This is a genomic window from Streptococcus infantis (assembly GCF_047463655.1).
GTDB lineage: Bacteria > Bacillota > Bacilli > Lactobacillales > Streptococcaceae > Streptococcus > Streptococcus infantis_Z.
On sequence record NZ_JASHDM010000020.1, the window covers coordinates 1 to 15,477 of the forward strand.

The 15,477-nt window shown below is 40.1% G+C and carries 17 protein-coding genes, 1 other RNA gene and 3 pseudogenes; 1 reads left to right on the forward strand and 20 read right to left on the reverse strand.

Annotated elements, in window-relative coordinates; translation table 11 throughout:
• Positions 1 to 222 precede the first annotated feature (222 nt).
• Genes QM877_RS09845 through QM877_RS09860 form a run of 4 tightly spaced genes read right to left on the reverse strand, consistent with a single transcriptional unit; the run spans position 223 to position 3,390 of the window.
• A complete protein-coding gene (locus tag QM877_RS09845; protein ID WP_049549409.1) occupies positions 223 to 459 on the reverse strand; it encodes an acyl carrier protein in 237 nt (78 codons plus the stop codon).
• 5 nt (positions 460 to 464) lie between these two features.
• Complete coding sequence (gene plsX, locus QM877_RS09850; protein ID WP_049549410.1) at positions 465 to 1,457, reverse strand: phosphate acyltransferase PlsX; 993 nt, start codon at positions 1,455 to 1,457, stop codon at positions 465 to 467.
• Positions 1,454 to 2,224, reverse strand: a complete 771-nt coding sequence (gene recO / locus QM877_RS09855; RefSeq protein ID WP_049549411.1) for a DNA repair protein RecO — start codon at positions 2,222 to 2,224, stop codon at positions 1,454 to 1,456. Before recO ends, plsX begins: the two co-directional genes overlap by 4 nt.
• Positions 2,221 to 3,390: a pyridoxal phosphate-dependent aminotransferase gene (locus QM877_RS09860; protein ID WP_414318306.1), complete on the reverse strand. Its 1,170-nt coding sequence runs from the start codon at positions 3,388 to 3,390 to the stop codon at positions 2,221 to 2,223. Before QM877_RS09860 ends, recO begins: the two co-directional genes overlap by 4 nt.
• Positions 3,391 to 3,544: 154 nt before the next feature.
• Between QM877_RS09860 and QM877_RS09865 the strand changes: the two genes are divergently transcribed.
• Positions 3,545 to 4,555 carry a YeiH family protein gene (locus QM877_RS09865; RefSeq protein WP_414318307.1) on the forward strand — a complete coding sequence of 337 codons (1,011 nt, stop codon included), beginning with the start codon at positions 3,545 to 3,547 and terminating at the stop codon, positions 4,553 to 4,555.
• A gap of 141 nt (positions 4,556 to 4,696) precedes the next feature.
• On the opposite strand, the pseudogene tnpA reads toward QM877_RS09865, so the two are convergent.
• From tnpA to QM877_RS09945, 16 genes and pseudogenes are all read right to left on the reverse strand, one after another.
• Positions 4,697 to 5,212: pseudogene (gene tnpA, locus QM877_RS09870) on the reverse strand (IS200/IS605 family transposase).
• A 177-nt stretch (positions 5,213 to 5,389) separates the two neighbouring features.
• A complete protein-coding gene (locus tag QM877_RS09875; RefSeq protein WP_311522404.1) occupies positions 5,390 to 5,827 on the reverse strand; it encodes a CoA-binding protein in 438 nt (145 codons plus the stop codon).
• A gap of 121 nt (positions 5,828 to 5,948) precedes the next feature.
• Positions 5,949 to 6,917 (reverse strand): ribose-phosphate diphosphokinase, encoded by a 969-nt coding sequence (locus tag QM877_RS09880; protein WP_000010179.1) that lies wholly within the window; start codon positions 6,915 to 6,917, stop codon positions 5,949 to 5,951.
• 216 nt (positions 6,918 to 7,133) lie between these two features.
• Positions 7,134 to 7,628, reverse strand: coding sequence for a beta-class carbonic anhydrase (locus tag QM877_RS09885; RefSeq protein ID WP_006147430.1), 495 nt, complete (start codon positions 7,626 to 7,628; stop codon positions 7,134 to 7,136).
• 148 nt (positions 7,629 to 7,776) lie between these two features.
• On the reverse strand, positions 7,777 to 8,472 hold the full coding sequence (locus QM877_RS09890; protein WP_248034526.1) for a TIGR00266 family protein: 696 nt from the start codon (positions 8,470 to 8,472) through the stop codon (positions 7,777 to 7,779).
• Positions 8,473 to 8,543: 71 nt separating this feature from the next.
• Entirely contained in the window at positions 8,544 to 9,908 is a 1,365-nt protein-coding gene (gene radA, locus QM877_RS09895) for a DNA repair protein RadA (RefSeq protein ID WP_414318312.1), read from the reverse strand.
• A 10-nt stretch (positions 9,909 to 9,918) separates the two neighbouring features.
• On the reverse strand, positions 9,919 to 10,434 hold the full coding sequence (locus QM877_RS09900) for a histidine phosphatase family protein (RefSeq protein WP_414318308.1): 516 nt from the start codon (positions 10,432 to 10,434) through the stop codon (positions 9,919 to 9,921).
• A 1-nt stretch (position 10,435) separates the two neighbouring features.
• Positions 10,436 to 10,741, reverse strand: a pseudogene (locus tag QM877_RS09905) (isochorismatase family protein); the annotation flags it as partial.
• Positions 10,737 to 10,898 (reverse strand): annotated as a pseudogene (locus tag QM877_RS09910) (DNA repair protein RadA); the annotation flags it as partial. The pseudogenes QM877_RS09910 and QM877_RS09905, both read right to left, overlap by 5 nt.
• 10 nt (positions 10,899 to 10,908) lie before the next feature.
• Positions 10,909 to 11,448, reverse strand: a complete 540-nt coding sequence (locus tag QM877_RS09915; RefSeq protein WP_414318313.1) for a histidine phosphatase family protein — start codon at positions 11,446 to 11,448, stop codon at positions 10,909 to 10,911.
• A 1-nt stretch (position 11,449) separates the two neighbouring features.
• On the reverse strand, positions 11,450 to 11,893 hold the full coding sequence (locus QM877_RS09920) for a dUTP diphosphatase (protein WP_414316333.1): 444 nt from the start codon (positions 11,891 to 11,893) through the stop codon (positions 11,450 to 11,452).
• A gap of 55 nt (positions 11,894 to 11,948) precedes the next feature.
• Positions 11,949 to 12,046, reverse strand: an RNA gene (gene ffs, locus QM877_RS09925) — signal recognition particle sRNA small type.
• 32 nt (positions 12,047 to 12,078) lie between these two features.
• The gene (tadA, locus tag QM877_RS09930; RefSeq protein WP_414318309.1) at positions 12,079 to 12,546 is read right to left on the reverse strand and encodes a tRNA adenosine(34) deaminase TadA; all 468 of its coding nucleotides are present in this window, start codon (positions 12,544 to 12,546) and stop codon (positions 12,079 to 12,081) included.
• 200 nt (positions 12,547 to 12,746) lie between these two features.
• Entirely contained in the window at positions 12,747 to 14,033 is a 1,287-nt protein-coding gene (locus QM877_RS09935) for an adenylosuccinate synthase (protein ID WP_248034538.1), read from the reverse strand.
• Positions 14,034 to 14,264: 231 nt separating this feature from the next.
• On the reverse strand, positions 14,265 to 14,501 hold the full coding sequence (comW, locus tag QM877_RS09940) for a sigma(X)-activator ComW (protein ID WP_414318310.1): 237 nt from the start codon (positions 14,499 to 14,501) through the stop codon (positions 14,265 to 14,267).
• A gap of 592 nt (positions 14,502 to 15,093) precedes the next feature.
• Positions 15,094 to 15,477, reverse strand: a 384-nt coding sequence (locus QM877_RS09945) for a transposase (RefSeq protein ID WP_414318311.1), incomplete at its 5' end; no start/stop codon positions are given.

Below are 15,477 nucleotides of genomic sequence, written 5' to 3' on the forward strand. Positions count from 1 at the left end.
CCATAAGATTCTTTCTAATGATGGTTTGGTTGCTTTTCATTATAGGTCTTATGGGACTTTTTTTCTACAACAAAATAGGCTCCATAATATCTATAGGGGATTTACCCACTACAGAAATTATAGAGCCCTTTTTTCGAGGCTCTTTTGTCTTGTTCTTGTTTCAATTGACTATATCTTTTTTCGAGAAATAAAAAAACAACATGACTTGCATGTTGCTATATATTAGATTTTATCTTTAATGGCTTTCAATACATCTGCCACACTTTGAAGATGGTCGATTTCTTCATCACTGATTTCAATTCCAAATTCATCCTCAACGGTTAGAACAAATTCCATCAAATCTACCGAATCAGCATCCAAATCATCCTTCAAGCTCAAGGCCTCTGTGACTACAAAGTCTTCTCCTTGACGTTCTTGGATAATGGTCACGATACGGTCAAAAATTTCTTTTTCTGTCATATATATTATTCTCCTGAAAATTCATGCGCAGTTTGAGCAACTACGTCTGTTTTTAGCATGGTACGAATCTGACGAATCGTACTGTACACAGCCTTGGCATCACTTGAGCCATGAGTCTTGACAACAGGCGCCTTAACACCAAACAAGACTGCACCCCCAACATCTGAATAGTTGAGCTGCTTTTTCAAACCTCTAAGGCTATCCTTGAGAAGAAGAGCACCAAGTTTTGCTCGAAGTCCACCACCTGTAATAGCATTTTTAAGTAAGCTCATGATTCCCATGGCTGTACCTTCGATGGATTTTAGCACAGCGTTTCCCGTGAAACCGTCTGCCACGACAACATCTGCAACACCCTCCATCAAATCACGCGCTTCCACATTACCGATAAAGTTCAAACTCTCATCAGCTACTAGCAAGTCATAAGTTTCCTTGCGGAGTGGATCTCCCTTACTGCTCTCTGTCCCGTTATTAAGCAAACCAACTCGTGGTTTTGCAATTCCACGAACATTTTTAGCGTAGAAAGAACCTAGGATGGCATATTGATGAAGATGATGGGCTGTGTTTTCTGCATTGGCACCGAGATCTAGCATATCAAAACCTTTCCCATCAACTGTTGGTAAGGTTGACATAAGTCCAGGTCGGTCAATATTCTTGATGCGACCAACGATGAAAAATCCTGCCGCTAGCAAAGCACCGGTATTTCCTGCAGAGAGCACGGCATCTGCCTCCCCATCTTTGACGGCCTTGGCCGCCAAGACCATGCTTGCATTTTTCTTCTTACGGATGGCTTTTGTTGGTTCATCGTCTGAATCAATTTTCTCATCTGTATGGATAATACTGATGCGATCTGTAGCTGTTAGATATTGCTTAATTTTACTTTCATCTCCGTAAAGTTGAATCTCAATATCTGAAAAGTCAGCAAGGGCTTGATTGACTCCCTCTACAATAGCTTGAGGTGCATAATCGCCACCCATTGCATCTACTGCGATTTTTTTCATTTGTCTTCCTCTTTTAGTAATTGTCCCCAATCAGCTAGGGAATCAATAAATTTCTTTGATTTTAGGTGAATTCCTACGTATTCTTCATAAATTTGATCCATGAACTGACGCAATTCTTGCTTGATTTCAGGCTTGAGAGAAATAGTCTCTAAAGTCTCAAAGTTAATAGCTTGAAATTGATTGAGCAGATAGGGAATGTTTGGATTCAGATGACAACGTTTCTCATCCTCATGATAATGCTCAGGACATAAGCAAGCGCCATATTTGAAAGAAAAGTCAAAAGCCTGACCGACCCGATGGCAAAAGACACACTCATTAAAGTTAAGACTGATCCCAAAACGTGTCAAAATCTGAATTTCAAAAATATTAGTCAAAACTTGATAATCCAAACCCTCTTCCATCAACTCTAAAGTCTTTTGTAAAAAAGCAAACAAGGGAGCATCCTGTTGATTGTCCTGCAAACTAGCATCTGCCAGAGCTGCCACATAGGTCGCATAGGCCATGACAAAGAGATCACTATTGATTTTTGGAAAGGTCATCACCTCATGATAGTCTTCAATATAACTAAGCCCATCATCATTGATTCGTAAAAGAAAACGAGCCAGCACCAAAGGTTGAATAACTGGAGCCAGTTTGGATTGACCGGCATGTTTGACAAAAAACATGCGCTTACCGACCTGCTCTGTAAAAATCTTGACTAGCTTGTCATCCTCACGAAAATTACGATTGTAGAGCACCAACCCCTGACTCGTAATAGACTGAATCATGCTTCTCTCATGTACTCCTCAAGACGTTTCATAGCCTCTCTGATGGTTTCCATACTAGCCGCATAAGACAAGCGCACATAACCTTCTCCATATTGACCAAAAGCTGCACCAGGGATAAAGGCAACAGCCTTCTTCTGAGCAAAATCCTTCAGAAAAGCAAAGGAATCTTGATTATAGCCTGCTGGAATCTTAGCAAAGATATAAAAAGCACCGTCTGGCTTGATGATTTCAAAACCAAGGTCAGTCATCTTCTCGATAATGTAGTCCCGACGTTGGATATACTCCTTCTTCATCGGCTCTGCATCGTTCTTACCAGCCGTCAAGGCTTCTACCGCAGCATGTTGAGCCATGGTATTTGCGGCAGTGACCAAGTACTGGTGACTCTTGATGAGTTGGGCTGTGAAGTTTGCTGGTGCGAAGATAAAGCCTAAACGCCAACCTGTCATAGCATGAGATTTGGATAGACCATTGATGATAATGGCCTGATCTCTCAGCATAGTCCCCAAAGATACATGATTTTCCCCTGTATAAGTTAATTCTGAGTAGACCTCATCACAGACAACGAAAATCTCATACTTGCGTAAAACGTCAGCCAAGGCTTCCAACTGTTCGCGACTATAAGTAATTCCTGTAGGGTTGGCTGGATAATTAAGAATGACTGCTTTGAGCTTGTCACCCTGCTCCAAAATTGCCTTCTCCAGCATTTCAGGAGTCAAGACAAAACCATTTTCAGTCGTATCAATCTCGACAATCTCTGCACCAACTAGATTAACAATTGGTTCATAACCTGGATAGGCAGGAGCTGGCAAGAGAACCTTGTCACCCTCTTCTAAAATAGCTGTCAAAGTAGCTGATAGAGCCTCTGTCGCACCAATTGTGACCAAGATTTCATTCTCTGGATTATAGTCAAGCTGGTATTTTTCTCTTACAAAATCACTAGCTGCCTGGCGTAAGGTCATCAAACCACTCATCCCTGTATAGTAGGATTGATTTTGGTCAATGGCGCGCTTAGCCGCCTCCTTAACATGGTCTGGAGTTGTAAAGTCAGGCTCTCCCAATGTCAGACGTAGAACCCCAGGAATCTCAGAAATAGCCTGGTCAAACTGACGAATCAAGGAAACTTGTATCTTATCTAATTGTTTATTAAAGCGTTTGGTTAAGTCCATATATATCCTCCTTGATCAAAGAACATATATCTATTATACTACAAAAGCTCTCTGACCGCAAAATTCCGTTAATTTACAACCTTATTCCTACTTTCTATTTTACTTTTCTGACAGATAAGATTATAATAAGGAGTATTTATTTTAGGAGGTTTTTATGTCATTTCTATCAAAAAATTGGGCAGGACTGTTAGTCTGTCTGATCATTTCTATCATCTCTTGGGTTTTAGGAGGCTTTCTGCCTGTTGTGGGAGCACCTGTTTTCGCCATTTTTATCGGAATGATTCTCTACCCCTTTCTCACTCCCTATAAACAACTGGATGCTGGTTTGACTTATAGCTCCAAAAAATTGCTTCAGTATGCTGTTATCTTGCTTGGGTTTGGACTCAATATCTCTCAAGTTTTCGCAGTTGGAAAATCTTCACTCCCTGTCATCCTCTCAACTATTTCTATTGCGTTGATCATCGCTTATCTCTTCCAGCGCTTTTTTAACCTAGATACAAAGCTAGCTACCTTGATTGGAGTTGGATCTTCTATCTGTGGCGGTTCTGCCATTGCAGCGACTGCTCCTGTTATTCACGCCAAGGAAAAAGAAGTGGCCCAAGCCATTTCTGTTATCTTTTTCTTCAATGTCTTGGCAGCTCTTATTTTCCCAACCCTAGGAACCTGGCTTCACCTATCAAACGAGGGCTTCTCCCTCTTTGCAGGTACTGCAGTCAATGATACTTCCTCTGTAACAGCCACTGCCAGCGCCTGGGATAGTCTTTACCACACAAACACTCTTGAGTCTGCTACTATTGTCAAATTGACACGCACCTTAGCTATCATTCCCATCACTCTCTTCCTCTCCTACTGGCAAAGCCGTCAACAAGGCAACAACCAAGGAGTAAAACTTAAAAAAATCTTCCCTGTTTTCATTCTCTACTTTATCCTAGCTTCCCTGCTAACCACCTTCCTTACTTCCTTCGGTGTCAGCAGTAGCTTCTTTGCACCTCTCAAACAACTATCTAAATTCCTCATCATCATGGCCATGAGCGCTATCGGCCTCAAAACCAATCTCATTGCTATGATTAAGTCCAGCGGTAAATCCATTCTTCTTGGTGCCCTCTGCTGGATTGCCATCATCCTGACTAGCCTCGGCATGCAAACGCTCATCGGTATTTTCTAATCATGACCACCCGTCAAACGGGTGATTTGTACCAGGGCTATAAGCCCAGATAACTAGCCAGCGCCTAAAGACTCTGGCTTTCACCTTGTTCAAGCCTCATTGCTCTTGACTCGTCACTTGCCTCTTAAAGAGGCGTGAGTATTACTTACCACTATCCCTAAAGGGATCCTCATATTCTTTAACACTTAATTTATCTAGTGCTATATCATGCTTTACTCGTTCTCAATTTTTTATACTCGTGAAGAAATCATCCACTGGATAATTTCTTTAATCTTGAATATATTTCCTAATTGTGGCTTCATTGAGGCCAACTGTACTCACATAATATCCCTCTGCCCAAAAATGTCGATTTCCAAACTTATATTTCAGATTTGCGTGTTTATCGAACATCATTAGAGCGCTTTTACCTTTTAAATATCCCATGAAACTTGAAATACTAATTCTAGGTGGAATACTTACCAACATATGAACATGATCTGGCATTAAATGGCCCTCGATAATCTCAACACCTTTATAACTACATAATCTATGGAATATTTCTCCCAAACTACTTCGATATTGATTATAGATCACTTTTCATCTATACTTAGGGGTGAACACAATGTGATATTTACACATCCATTTTGTGTGTGATAAACTATGTGCTTTTTGAGCCATATTTTTCTCCTTTCGCTTTACAATTGGCTTGAACACCTTAATTGTATCGCGTTTGGAGTTTTTTGGTATAACCTTCGATGCGCACCCGCATAGCGGGTGGTTTTTTTGTCTCGCACCTAACGGAGCGAGACGGACTGAAAGTCACATAAGACAAAAGGTAGCCCGCAAGCTACCTTTTTATTGTTCAAGAATTAAGCGTGTATGTTCTCTCTTAATACAACGGTTCATCACGATATCATTGCAACCTCCAGCACGCAAGATTTCTTCCGCTTCTAGACTTTCAAGTCCTAGTTGCGCCCAGAAAATCTTAGCATCAGCCTTGAGAAAATCTCGTGCCACATCGGGCAGAAACTCACTACGACGATAGACATTGACGATATCTACAGGGAAAGGAATCTCAGCTAGACTGGCATAAGCCTTTTCTCCTAAGATTTCCCCACCTGCAGCCTTAGGATTTACTGGTATGATTTTATAGCCACGAGCCTGCATTTCCTTTGTCACTCGATTGCTAGTTGTTTCCTCACGGTCAGACAAGCCCACTACTGCTAGAGTCTTACTGGTTTCTAGATACTGACGAATCACGCCATCACTTGGATTGATAAATTCTTGAGTCATAAAAATCCTCCTTTTTCATCAGTATAGCATATTTTGAAAGGGTTTGCAGAATTCTGCTACCAAAAAACTCCCAACAAGGCCTATCACTTTGTTAGGAGTTTTGTCTGATCCAACGAATTCGTTAGATTTTTTTCTCAATACTAAATAATGGAGATAGAGGACGTTTTTCGTGGATACGGATAATGGCATCTGCCAAGAGATGAGCGATAGAGATTTGCTCAATCTTATCAATTAAACGCTCTTCTGGTAGGTAGATAGTGTCCAAAACAACCAATTTTTTAATAGCTGATTTTTGGATATTATCCATAGCAGGCCCTGAAAGAACTGGGTGCGTACAGCTTGCGTAAACTTCGACAGCTCCAGCTTCAGCAAGTGCATCTGCCGCATGACAAATAGTTCCAGCTGTATCAATCATATCATCAATCAAGATACAAGTCTTACCTTCCACCTTACCAATGATATTCATCACTTCACTGGTATTCATCTTGTCCACGCTACGACGTTTGTCAATAATAGCAATTGGAGTTTTCAAGAACTCTGCTAATTTACGAGCACGAGTCACCCCACCATGGTCTGGACTGACAACCACATAGTCAGAACCAACCATGCCACGACGCTCAAAGTAGTCTGCAATTAAAGGAGCACCCATCAAGTGATCGACAGGAATATCAAAGAATCCCTGAATCTGTGCAGCATGCAAGTCAATCGTCAACAAACGATCCACTCCAGCCACTTCTAGCATATTTGCCACAAGTTTTGAAGTGATTGGCTCACGCGCTCTCGCTTTTCTATCCTGACGTGCATAGCCATAGTAAGGCATAACAACGTTGACAGATTCTGCACTGGCGCGTTTCAAAGCATCTACCATAATCAAAATTTCTAGCAGATTGTCATTTACAGGTGAGCTAGTTGATTGTAGGATAAAGACGTGTTTTCCACGGATCGATTCTTCGATATTAACTTGAATTTCTCCATCTGAAAATTGACGTACAGTCGATTTTCCCAACTCTATCCCAATCTCTTGCGCCACACGCTCTGCCAATTCTCTATTTGAAGAAAGGGCAAACAGCTTTAAATCAGAAAAAGACATGATTTCCTCCAGTATTTATGTATCACTTGTGTTTTTTCACAACATTTTTCCAACTACCATTGTAGCGCTTTTTTCTTGATTTTTCAATAAAAAATAAGACAAGAATGGACATTTATCCCCTTGTCTTGTGCTCATTTATATTCCTTATATTCAAGCTGAAATGTGACAACTTAGACATTCTATCTCATAGGAAGATAGGAACTCACAAAGGAAAAGTTAGTATACCTCTCTCATACTGCCTGTATCTACATCATAAACAGCCCCTGAAATAACCACATCATCTGGAATCAATGGGCATTCTCGAAGTAACTGCATATCCTCACGAACACTCTCCTCAACGTCTTGAAAAGGGAGAAAATCTTGACCCGAGACATCAACCCCTAATTCAGTTTTTAAATGTTCTTGAAACTCTTCGTTTTGAAATGTCTGAGCACCACAGTCTGTATGATGAAGAACCACAATCTCTCTTGTTCCCATTTGTTGCTGAGAAATCACGAGTGAGCGAATCATATCGTCTGTCACTCGACCGCCCGCATTCCGTAAAATGTGAGCATCTCCAAGTGCTAACCCCAAAGCTTGTGCAACGTGCAAACGTGAGTCCATACAAGTCACAATGGCTACTCTTGTTTTCGGCTTGATTGGCAGATTTAACTGCCCATGCAGGGCAACATAAGCCTGGTTGGCTTGCATAAACTGTTCAAAATACGACACGATTTCCCCCTTTAAAAATTTGATAATCAAATATTTCTCCTATCTTATCACTTTTAAGAGTATTTGTCAGCTGTCAACCTCCCTATTAAAAAACCAGGACAGAGACATCCAGCTTCTAGCTTGGGTTTCTGCCCTAGTTTTTTTATTATTATGAACCTTTTTGAATATACTTGTTAAGAGAGCCTGCAAAGCTTTGAAGATTGAGACTTTGTACATAGACCTCACCGGTACCTCGGAAGGTATTCACCACTCCTTCGCCTGTACCAATAGACTGCCAGAAGCCATTTTCTAAGTGGATATTATAGTCCAAAGATTGACTCCAAGCTACCACATGGGCATTGTCGATGGTTATTTCTTGGTTTTGCAGCTCAATTTTCTTAATAGAGCCAAAAGCATTGGCCAAAAGAGTTCCCTGACCTTGGGTAGTCATAACAAAAAGACCACCTTGACCTCCGAACAGAGCTTTTCCAATAGATTGACGTTCCATTGTATAGAAGGCTGTACCATCAAGAGCTAGAAAGGCCCCATCATTCAATCGATACTGCTTTTCACCTAGCTCAAGAGCAATCACTTGACCAGGAGTATCTGGTGCTAAAGCAAGATGTCCGTTATCAGACTCTGCAATAGCTTGAGTAATGAAGGTACTTTCACCAGAAACCATAGAACGTCCTACAGCTTTGACAAAACGTCCCAAACCAGAACCACTCGCATTAAGTTGGGTATTGAGGCTGACATTAGGTGTGTGGTAAACCATGCTACCGCGCTGGATAAAGACTGTTTCTCCTTGGTTGAGCGATAACTCTACCAAAGGAAATTGCATTTGACTATCCATAGAAAATTTCATCAGAAATTCCTCCTTGTTTTTAATAAATATTAGCTATAAAGTGTTTTGCAATCTAAAACTGAGTAAGACTATTAGGCAAATACTTTTTTCAAGACTTCTCCGATAGTCGTCACTCCAATCACCTGAATTTCCTTAGGTGGCTTAATACCTGTCAAGGAATTTTTCGGTACATAGATTTTTGTAAATCCAAGTTTCGCTGCTTCATTGATGCGCTGCTCGATACGATTCACGCGCCGAATTTCTCCAGTCAAACCTAATTCTCCTACAAAACATTCCTGAGGATTGGTTGGCTTGTCCTTATAGCTCGAAGCTATAGCAACCGCAACTGCCAAATCAATAGCAGGCTCATCCAATTTGACACCACCAGCAGATTTGAGATAAGCATCCTGATTTTGGAGAAGCAAACCTGCCCGTTTCTCCAAAACAGCCATAATCAAGCTAGCACGATTGAAATCAAGGCCTGTTGTAGTCCGCTTGGCATTTCCAAACATGGTCGGTGTCACCAAGGCCTGAACCTCCGCAAGAATAGGACGGGTTCCTTCCATGGTCACCACGATGGACGAACCAGTTGCTCCATCCAAACGCTCTTCTAGGAAAACTTGACTCGGATTGAGTACCTCAACCAAACCGCCCGACCGCATCTCAAAAATCCCAATCTCATTGGTGGAGCCAAAACGGTTTTTGACCGCTCTCAAAATACGAAAGGTGTGGTGACGCTCTCCTTCAAAGTAAAGTACTGTATCCACCATATGCTCCAACATACGAGGCCCAGCCAGAGTGCCCTCCTTGGTCACATGACCTACAATAAAGATGGCAATGTTATTGGTTTTTGCCAGCTGCATGAGTTCTGCAGTCACCTCACGCACCTGAGACACAGAACCTTGAACTCCAGAAATCTCAGGAGACATAATAGTCTGAATAGAGTCGATAATAAGAAAGTCTGGTTGGATTCGCTCCACCTCAGCTCTCACGCTCTGCATATTGGTCTCTGCATAGAGATAAAACTCGCTATCAATATCACCTAAACGCTCTGCACGGAGTTTGATTTGCTGAGCAGACTCCTCCCCACTGACATAGAGAACTGTCCCTACTTGAGACAGCTGGGTTGAGACTTGTAAGAGAAGGGTTGATTTTCCAATACCTGGATCTCCACCAATTAGGACGAGACTCCCTGGTACCACACCCCCACCGAGTACACGGTTGAACTCCTCCATTTCGGTCTTTGTTCGATTGACATTGATGGAGGTCACTTCAGCCAGTTTCATAGGCTTGGTTTTCTCCCCTGTCAAGGACACACGCGCATTCTTGACCTCTGCAATCTCAACTTCCTCAACAAAAGAAGACCAAGATCCACAGTTAGGACAACGCCCCAGATATTTAGGGGAATTATACCCACAATTTTGACATACAAATGTCGCTTTTTTCTTAGCGATGATAAACCTCTTTCTATATCTCTATCTCACACTCAATCACTTGGCAAAAATCAATGGTTTCATTCGGTACAAATTGACGCATGAGCATGCGATGGGCTACAACTACCACAGTTTGATGTTCCCGATACTTAGCCATGCATTCTAGAAAACGAGACTTCATCTCTACAGCTGTCTCATATTGAACAGGAGAATTTGGGAGCAACTCCCCCTTGTTTTCTAAAAACAGACATCTAGCTGTTTCAAAGTTCTCTATACCTGTTTCATAAACCTGCCATTCATGCAATAATGGCTCTACCCTCAAAGGAAGGCCAGTAGCACAGGATACATAAAAAGCCGTTTCTAAAGCTCGCGTCACTGCAGAAGACACCAGGATATCAGCTGAGCCAAACAAAGGATTTTTGCAAAGTTCCTGAGCTTGTTGTCTTCCTTTCTCAGATAAGGGTGCCAAATCTATCCCGAATCCAGTATAGGAACGCTCCTCTAACTCAAGGTAATTTGGCTCCCCGTGACGGATAAAAATAATTTTCATATTAAGATCCCCATAAAACTATCCAATCTTGCCACTGCTTCAGTGTTTTAGAGAATTTCTTCTGGTTGGCAACTCCGACAGCAGACAAATCGACAGAAACCTGATAATTCTCCTTGGTAGCTGCCAAAACGGAAGCCTTAACACAGCCATTGCCATCTACCCCTATAAACTCTATACTTTTAGCACCGTTTTCCTCTAAAAAATCTTTTAAATCTGGATTAGTAAAGCAAGAAGCCCGACGCTTCTCAAAGATACGAGAAGATACAAGCAGCAAGCCGGTCGCAAATTTCTTCTTTCTGTCTTTTCTCCCCCGTCAAGGACACACGCGCATTCTTGACCTCTGCAACCTCAATCTCCTCAACAAAAGAAGACCAAGACCCACAGTTTGGACAGCGCCCTAAATACTTTGGGGAATTATATTCACAATTTTGACACACAAATGTCACCTTTTTCTTTGCGATAATAAACCTCTTTCTATATCTCTATCTCACATTCAATCACTTGGCAAAAATCAATCTTCTCATTTGGCACAAACTGGCGCATCAGCATTCCGTGAGTTACAATGATAATAGTTTTATAATTTTTATATTTTTCCAAAGCTGTTAAAAAACGATGACGCATCTCTAGATCAGTTTCATAGCGATAAGGAGAATCTTCAGATAAAGCTCCTTGATGTTTTAGATAATATTTATGAGCTACCAATACACTAGTTAAATCAGAGTTAGTGCCATCTAAGTCCGGACGCCACTCATGAAAAAACGGCTCCACAAATAAGTCCAATCCTGTTTCAACTGCTATATAATGTGCTGTTTCTAAAGCCCTCGTCACAGACGATGAAATAATAATCTCTGCTTTTCCAAAACAAGCAGTTTTAGCAACTTCTTTTGCCAGATTGCGACCTTTTCCTGTCAATGGTGCTAAATCACGACCAAAACCACTATATAGTTGCGGATTTTCAAGTTTATCAAGCATACTATAATCTGGCTCCCCGTGACGTACAAAGATAATCTTCATCTTAGTGCCCAGTTGATCCAAATCCACCGGTCCGAACACCATCTGCCTCATCTCCATCTGCGATTAAAAATGGGGCAAAAACAGCCTGAACTACACGTTCCCCAACTTCAAGAACAACCTCTTGGTCTGTGATATTCTTCATCTGCGCAAAAATATGCCCTTCATTCCCAGGATTTCCATAATAATCCCCATCAATAACCCCAACTGAGTTAATTAAAACCAAGCCCTTCTTACGAGGGTTTGAAGAACGATCATAAAGATAAAGCACTTCTGTCGGTTGCATATAAGCCTTGACCCCTGTCGGAACCAAGACAATCTCTCCTGGAGCAATAACTGTGCGCATAGCAACCTTTAAGTCGTAACCAGCTGCATGTGCTGTCTCACGCTTCGGTAGCAAATTTTCATCTGTAAAACTAGAAACTAATTCAAAACCACGAATTTTCATAATCTTCTCTTTTCTATTCTCATTTATTCTAGGCTATTTTATCTTATTTATTCGAAAAAAGCACGAAAAAAGAGCACACAATTCACATCGCTTAGGGCTGCTGGATTCCTCCCCTGACCCGCTTCACGCAGAACTGTTGCTCCACTTGTTATTATACCACATTCCCAAAGATTTTAAAAGAGAAATTATTTTTTCCGTCGATTTCTGAAAAATCCCTGCATAATACTTGCACATTCACTCTCTAAAATCCCTGTTTCAACCTCTACACGATGATTTAGGCGCTCATCTGTTAAGATATTGTAGAGGCTGCCAGCGGCGCCAAATTTCTGATTTTTAGCCCCATAAACTACCTTAGGGATACGAGCAAGCCCAATCGCCCCACTACACATAACGCAGGGCTCTATAGTCACAAAAAGTGTACAGTCGAGTAAGCGCCAACTTTCTTCCCTCAAATTAGCATTCTCGATGGCCATAATTTCCGCATGCATGACCGCACGTTGCAACTCCTCACGTGCATTGTGCCCCCGACCAATGATTTCTCCATCCTTTACAATTACGCAACCTATTGGAATTTCATCGTGTTCCAAGGCAATCTCAGCTTCTCTCAAAGCCTCCCTCATAAAGACTTCTTTTTCTTCAAGCGTATAATCCATCTCTTTTCCCTTTTCCTACTTGTCGATTTTATTATTATATCATGAATCCCAACACAAAAAAAGCCACCGAATGCGGTGACTCTATAGGGAGATTATTATGAAAAAGAAAAGTTTAGGATATTTGTTACAACAAGTTAGGAGGTCTTCTTGTAACTATCTATAGTATAGCTGAACTATCTTAAACAAATCTTAAAAATCTCTTATGACCAAACACTTTCTAAAATATTGGTTTGTTCACGACCAGGCCCTACTGAGAAAGTAGAAATACGAACGCCAACCAATTCACTCACACGACGAACGTAGTTACGCGCATTCTCAGGAAGATCCTCCAAATTACGAACTCCAGTGATATCTTCTGACCAACCTGGCAACTCTTCATAGATAGGCTTGCAACGTTTCAATTGCTCAAGACTAGCTGGATAGTAATCAATACGTTGACCATCCAGATCATAAGCCACACAGATTTTCACCGTATCCAAACCACTCAAAACATCGATAGAGTTCAATGAAAGGTTAGTAATACCAGAAACGCGACGGCTATGACGCATGACAACTGAATCAAACCAACCCACACGACGTGGACGACCAGTTGTTGTACCATATTCATGACCTACTTCACGGATACGTTCTCCTACTTCATCAAACAACTCAGTTGGGAAAGGACCGTCTCCTACACGACTCGTATAGGCTTTACATACACCTACAACCTTGTCAATCTTACTTGGACCGACACCTGAACCAATTGTCACCCCACCAGCTACAGGGTTTGATGACGTAACAAATGGATAAGTACCTTGATCGATATCTAGCATAACACCCTGTGCACCTTCAAAAAGCACACGTTTACCATTATCAAGCGCATCATTCAAGATAACAGATGTATCTGTCACATATTTCTTGATTTGTTGACCATATTCATAATATTCTTCAAAAATATCATCAAATGAAATAGGTTCGCTATCATACAATTTTACAAATTGACGATTTTTCTCAGCAAGATTTCGTTCTAAACGTTCACGGAAAATCTCCTTATCCAAAAGATCCGCAATACGAATCCCAACGCGAGCAGCCTTATCCATATAAGCTGGCCCGATACCCTTGATAGTAGTACCGATCTTATTTTCACCCTTAGCTTCTTCTTGCAGACGGTCTAACTCGATGTGGTACGGCAAAATAACATGCGCACGATCAGAAATACGTAGATTATCTGTTGTAACACCTTCATCATGAAGATAGCTCAACTCTTTCACAAGTGACTTAGGATTTACAACCATCCCATTCCCAATGACAGAAATTTTTTCAGGGAAGAAAATTCCAGAAGGAATCAAGTGCAACTTAAATTTCTTTCCATCGATCACAATTGTGTGACCAGCATTATCGCCACCTTGGTAACGTGCAATCACTTCTGCATTCGCTGAAAGGAAGTCTGTAATCTTCCCTTTACCTTCATCACCCCACTGGGTACCTACAACAACAACTGAAGTCATAATCTTGTCTGAGCCCTTAGGCTCTTCCTTTCTCACATACATGGCAGGAATCTCACCTGCAATTATATCTTACAATTTATTATAATAAAGATTCTCAATTTTTTCAAGACCAAAAACCAGAAACATTAGGGAATTAGAGAAAATTAGAAAATTAATATCAAAAAAATATTGTAAATTTATATTATGAAAAGAAAAAACTATAAAATCGTTCGGAAATATAAAAATTATAAATTATCCCTCAACACAGTCACTTGAAATCAATAACTGTTCGATATACAAACGGTAGCAAGCTCTATAGTGGTAAGAAAATAAAGGATGCATAATATCAAGCTTGTACCGAACTAAATAATAGAGTAAAAATCTAAGATGAAAAACTTCCCATTCTAAATCATTATCTACTAAATAACTATATTCCTTTTCAATAACATCATAAAAATCAAGATATTGTTCATAAATCTGTTCAATCATTGTATTTAACTCCATTTCTATTGATAAAATGAGTATAACAAAAAAATAGAAGAACCTGGGAAGATACTTCTATCATGTCCTATTGTGAATAGTAAAATTAATAACAGTTACAGAAAATTGACAGAACAGATATATAAAAATACATTTCAAAATAAAAAAGAGCTATAGGAAAAATCATTGTAGAAAATATGGGAGCTAACTTAATTGAAAAAGAATCATAAGAACTAAAAAACACCCCCTCACAATCCATTAAAGATTTACTTCTGATACTCAATTAAAATCACAGAGCACTTTTTATTAATAACCTGCTTAAAAAATATCATGTTCAAAGTATAAACTTGAAAACTTATCATCCGATTGATGGACTTACCGTATTCTAATAAGTCAACGAAAAAGTTTTTAATAAAAACTAAGACATAAATGTTTAAACATTGAAATTTCTGCACTATTTGATTTTAAATGAGTGTGAAATCTATTAAATATACTACAAAATTACTTAAAATAAAAGAATCAAATATAACAAACTTATAAAAGATATTAACTATTAATAAAGTGGCAAAAAAAAGACAAAAATGACCTCTGAAAGATATAGTCAATTGAAATAAGAATAGAACAAAAGAGCCTCGAAAAAAGTATTGCAACTTGGCAATACCTTTTTGAGGTGCTTTTTGATATGAGCCCATGTTTTCTCAATAGGATTGTACTCAGGTGAGTAGGGAGGAAGTGGTAAAAGTTTATGCCCAAATTCTTCACATAAGAGCTCTAGCTTACCCATTCTATGGAATCTTGCATTATCCATAATAATAACTGATGGTGTGTTTAATGTTGGTAAGAGAAACTTCTGAAACCAAGCTTCAAAAAAGTCGCTCGTCATCGTCTCTTCGTAAGTCATTGGAGCGATTAACTCACCATTTGTTAGCCCTGCAACCAAAGAAATCCTCTGATATCTTCTTCCAGATATTTTACCTCTTATTAA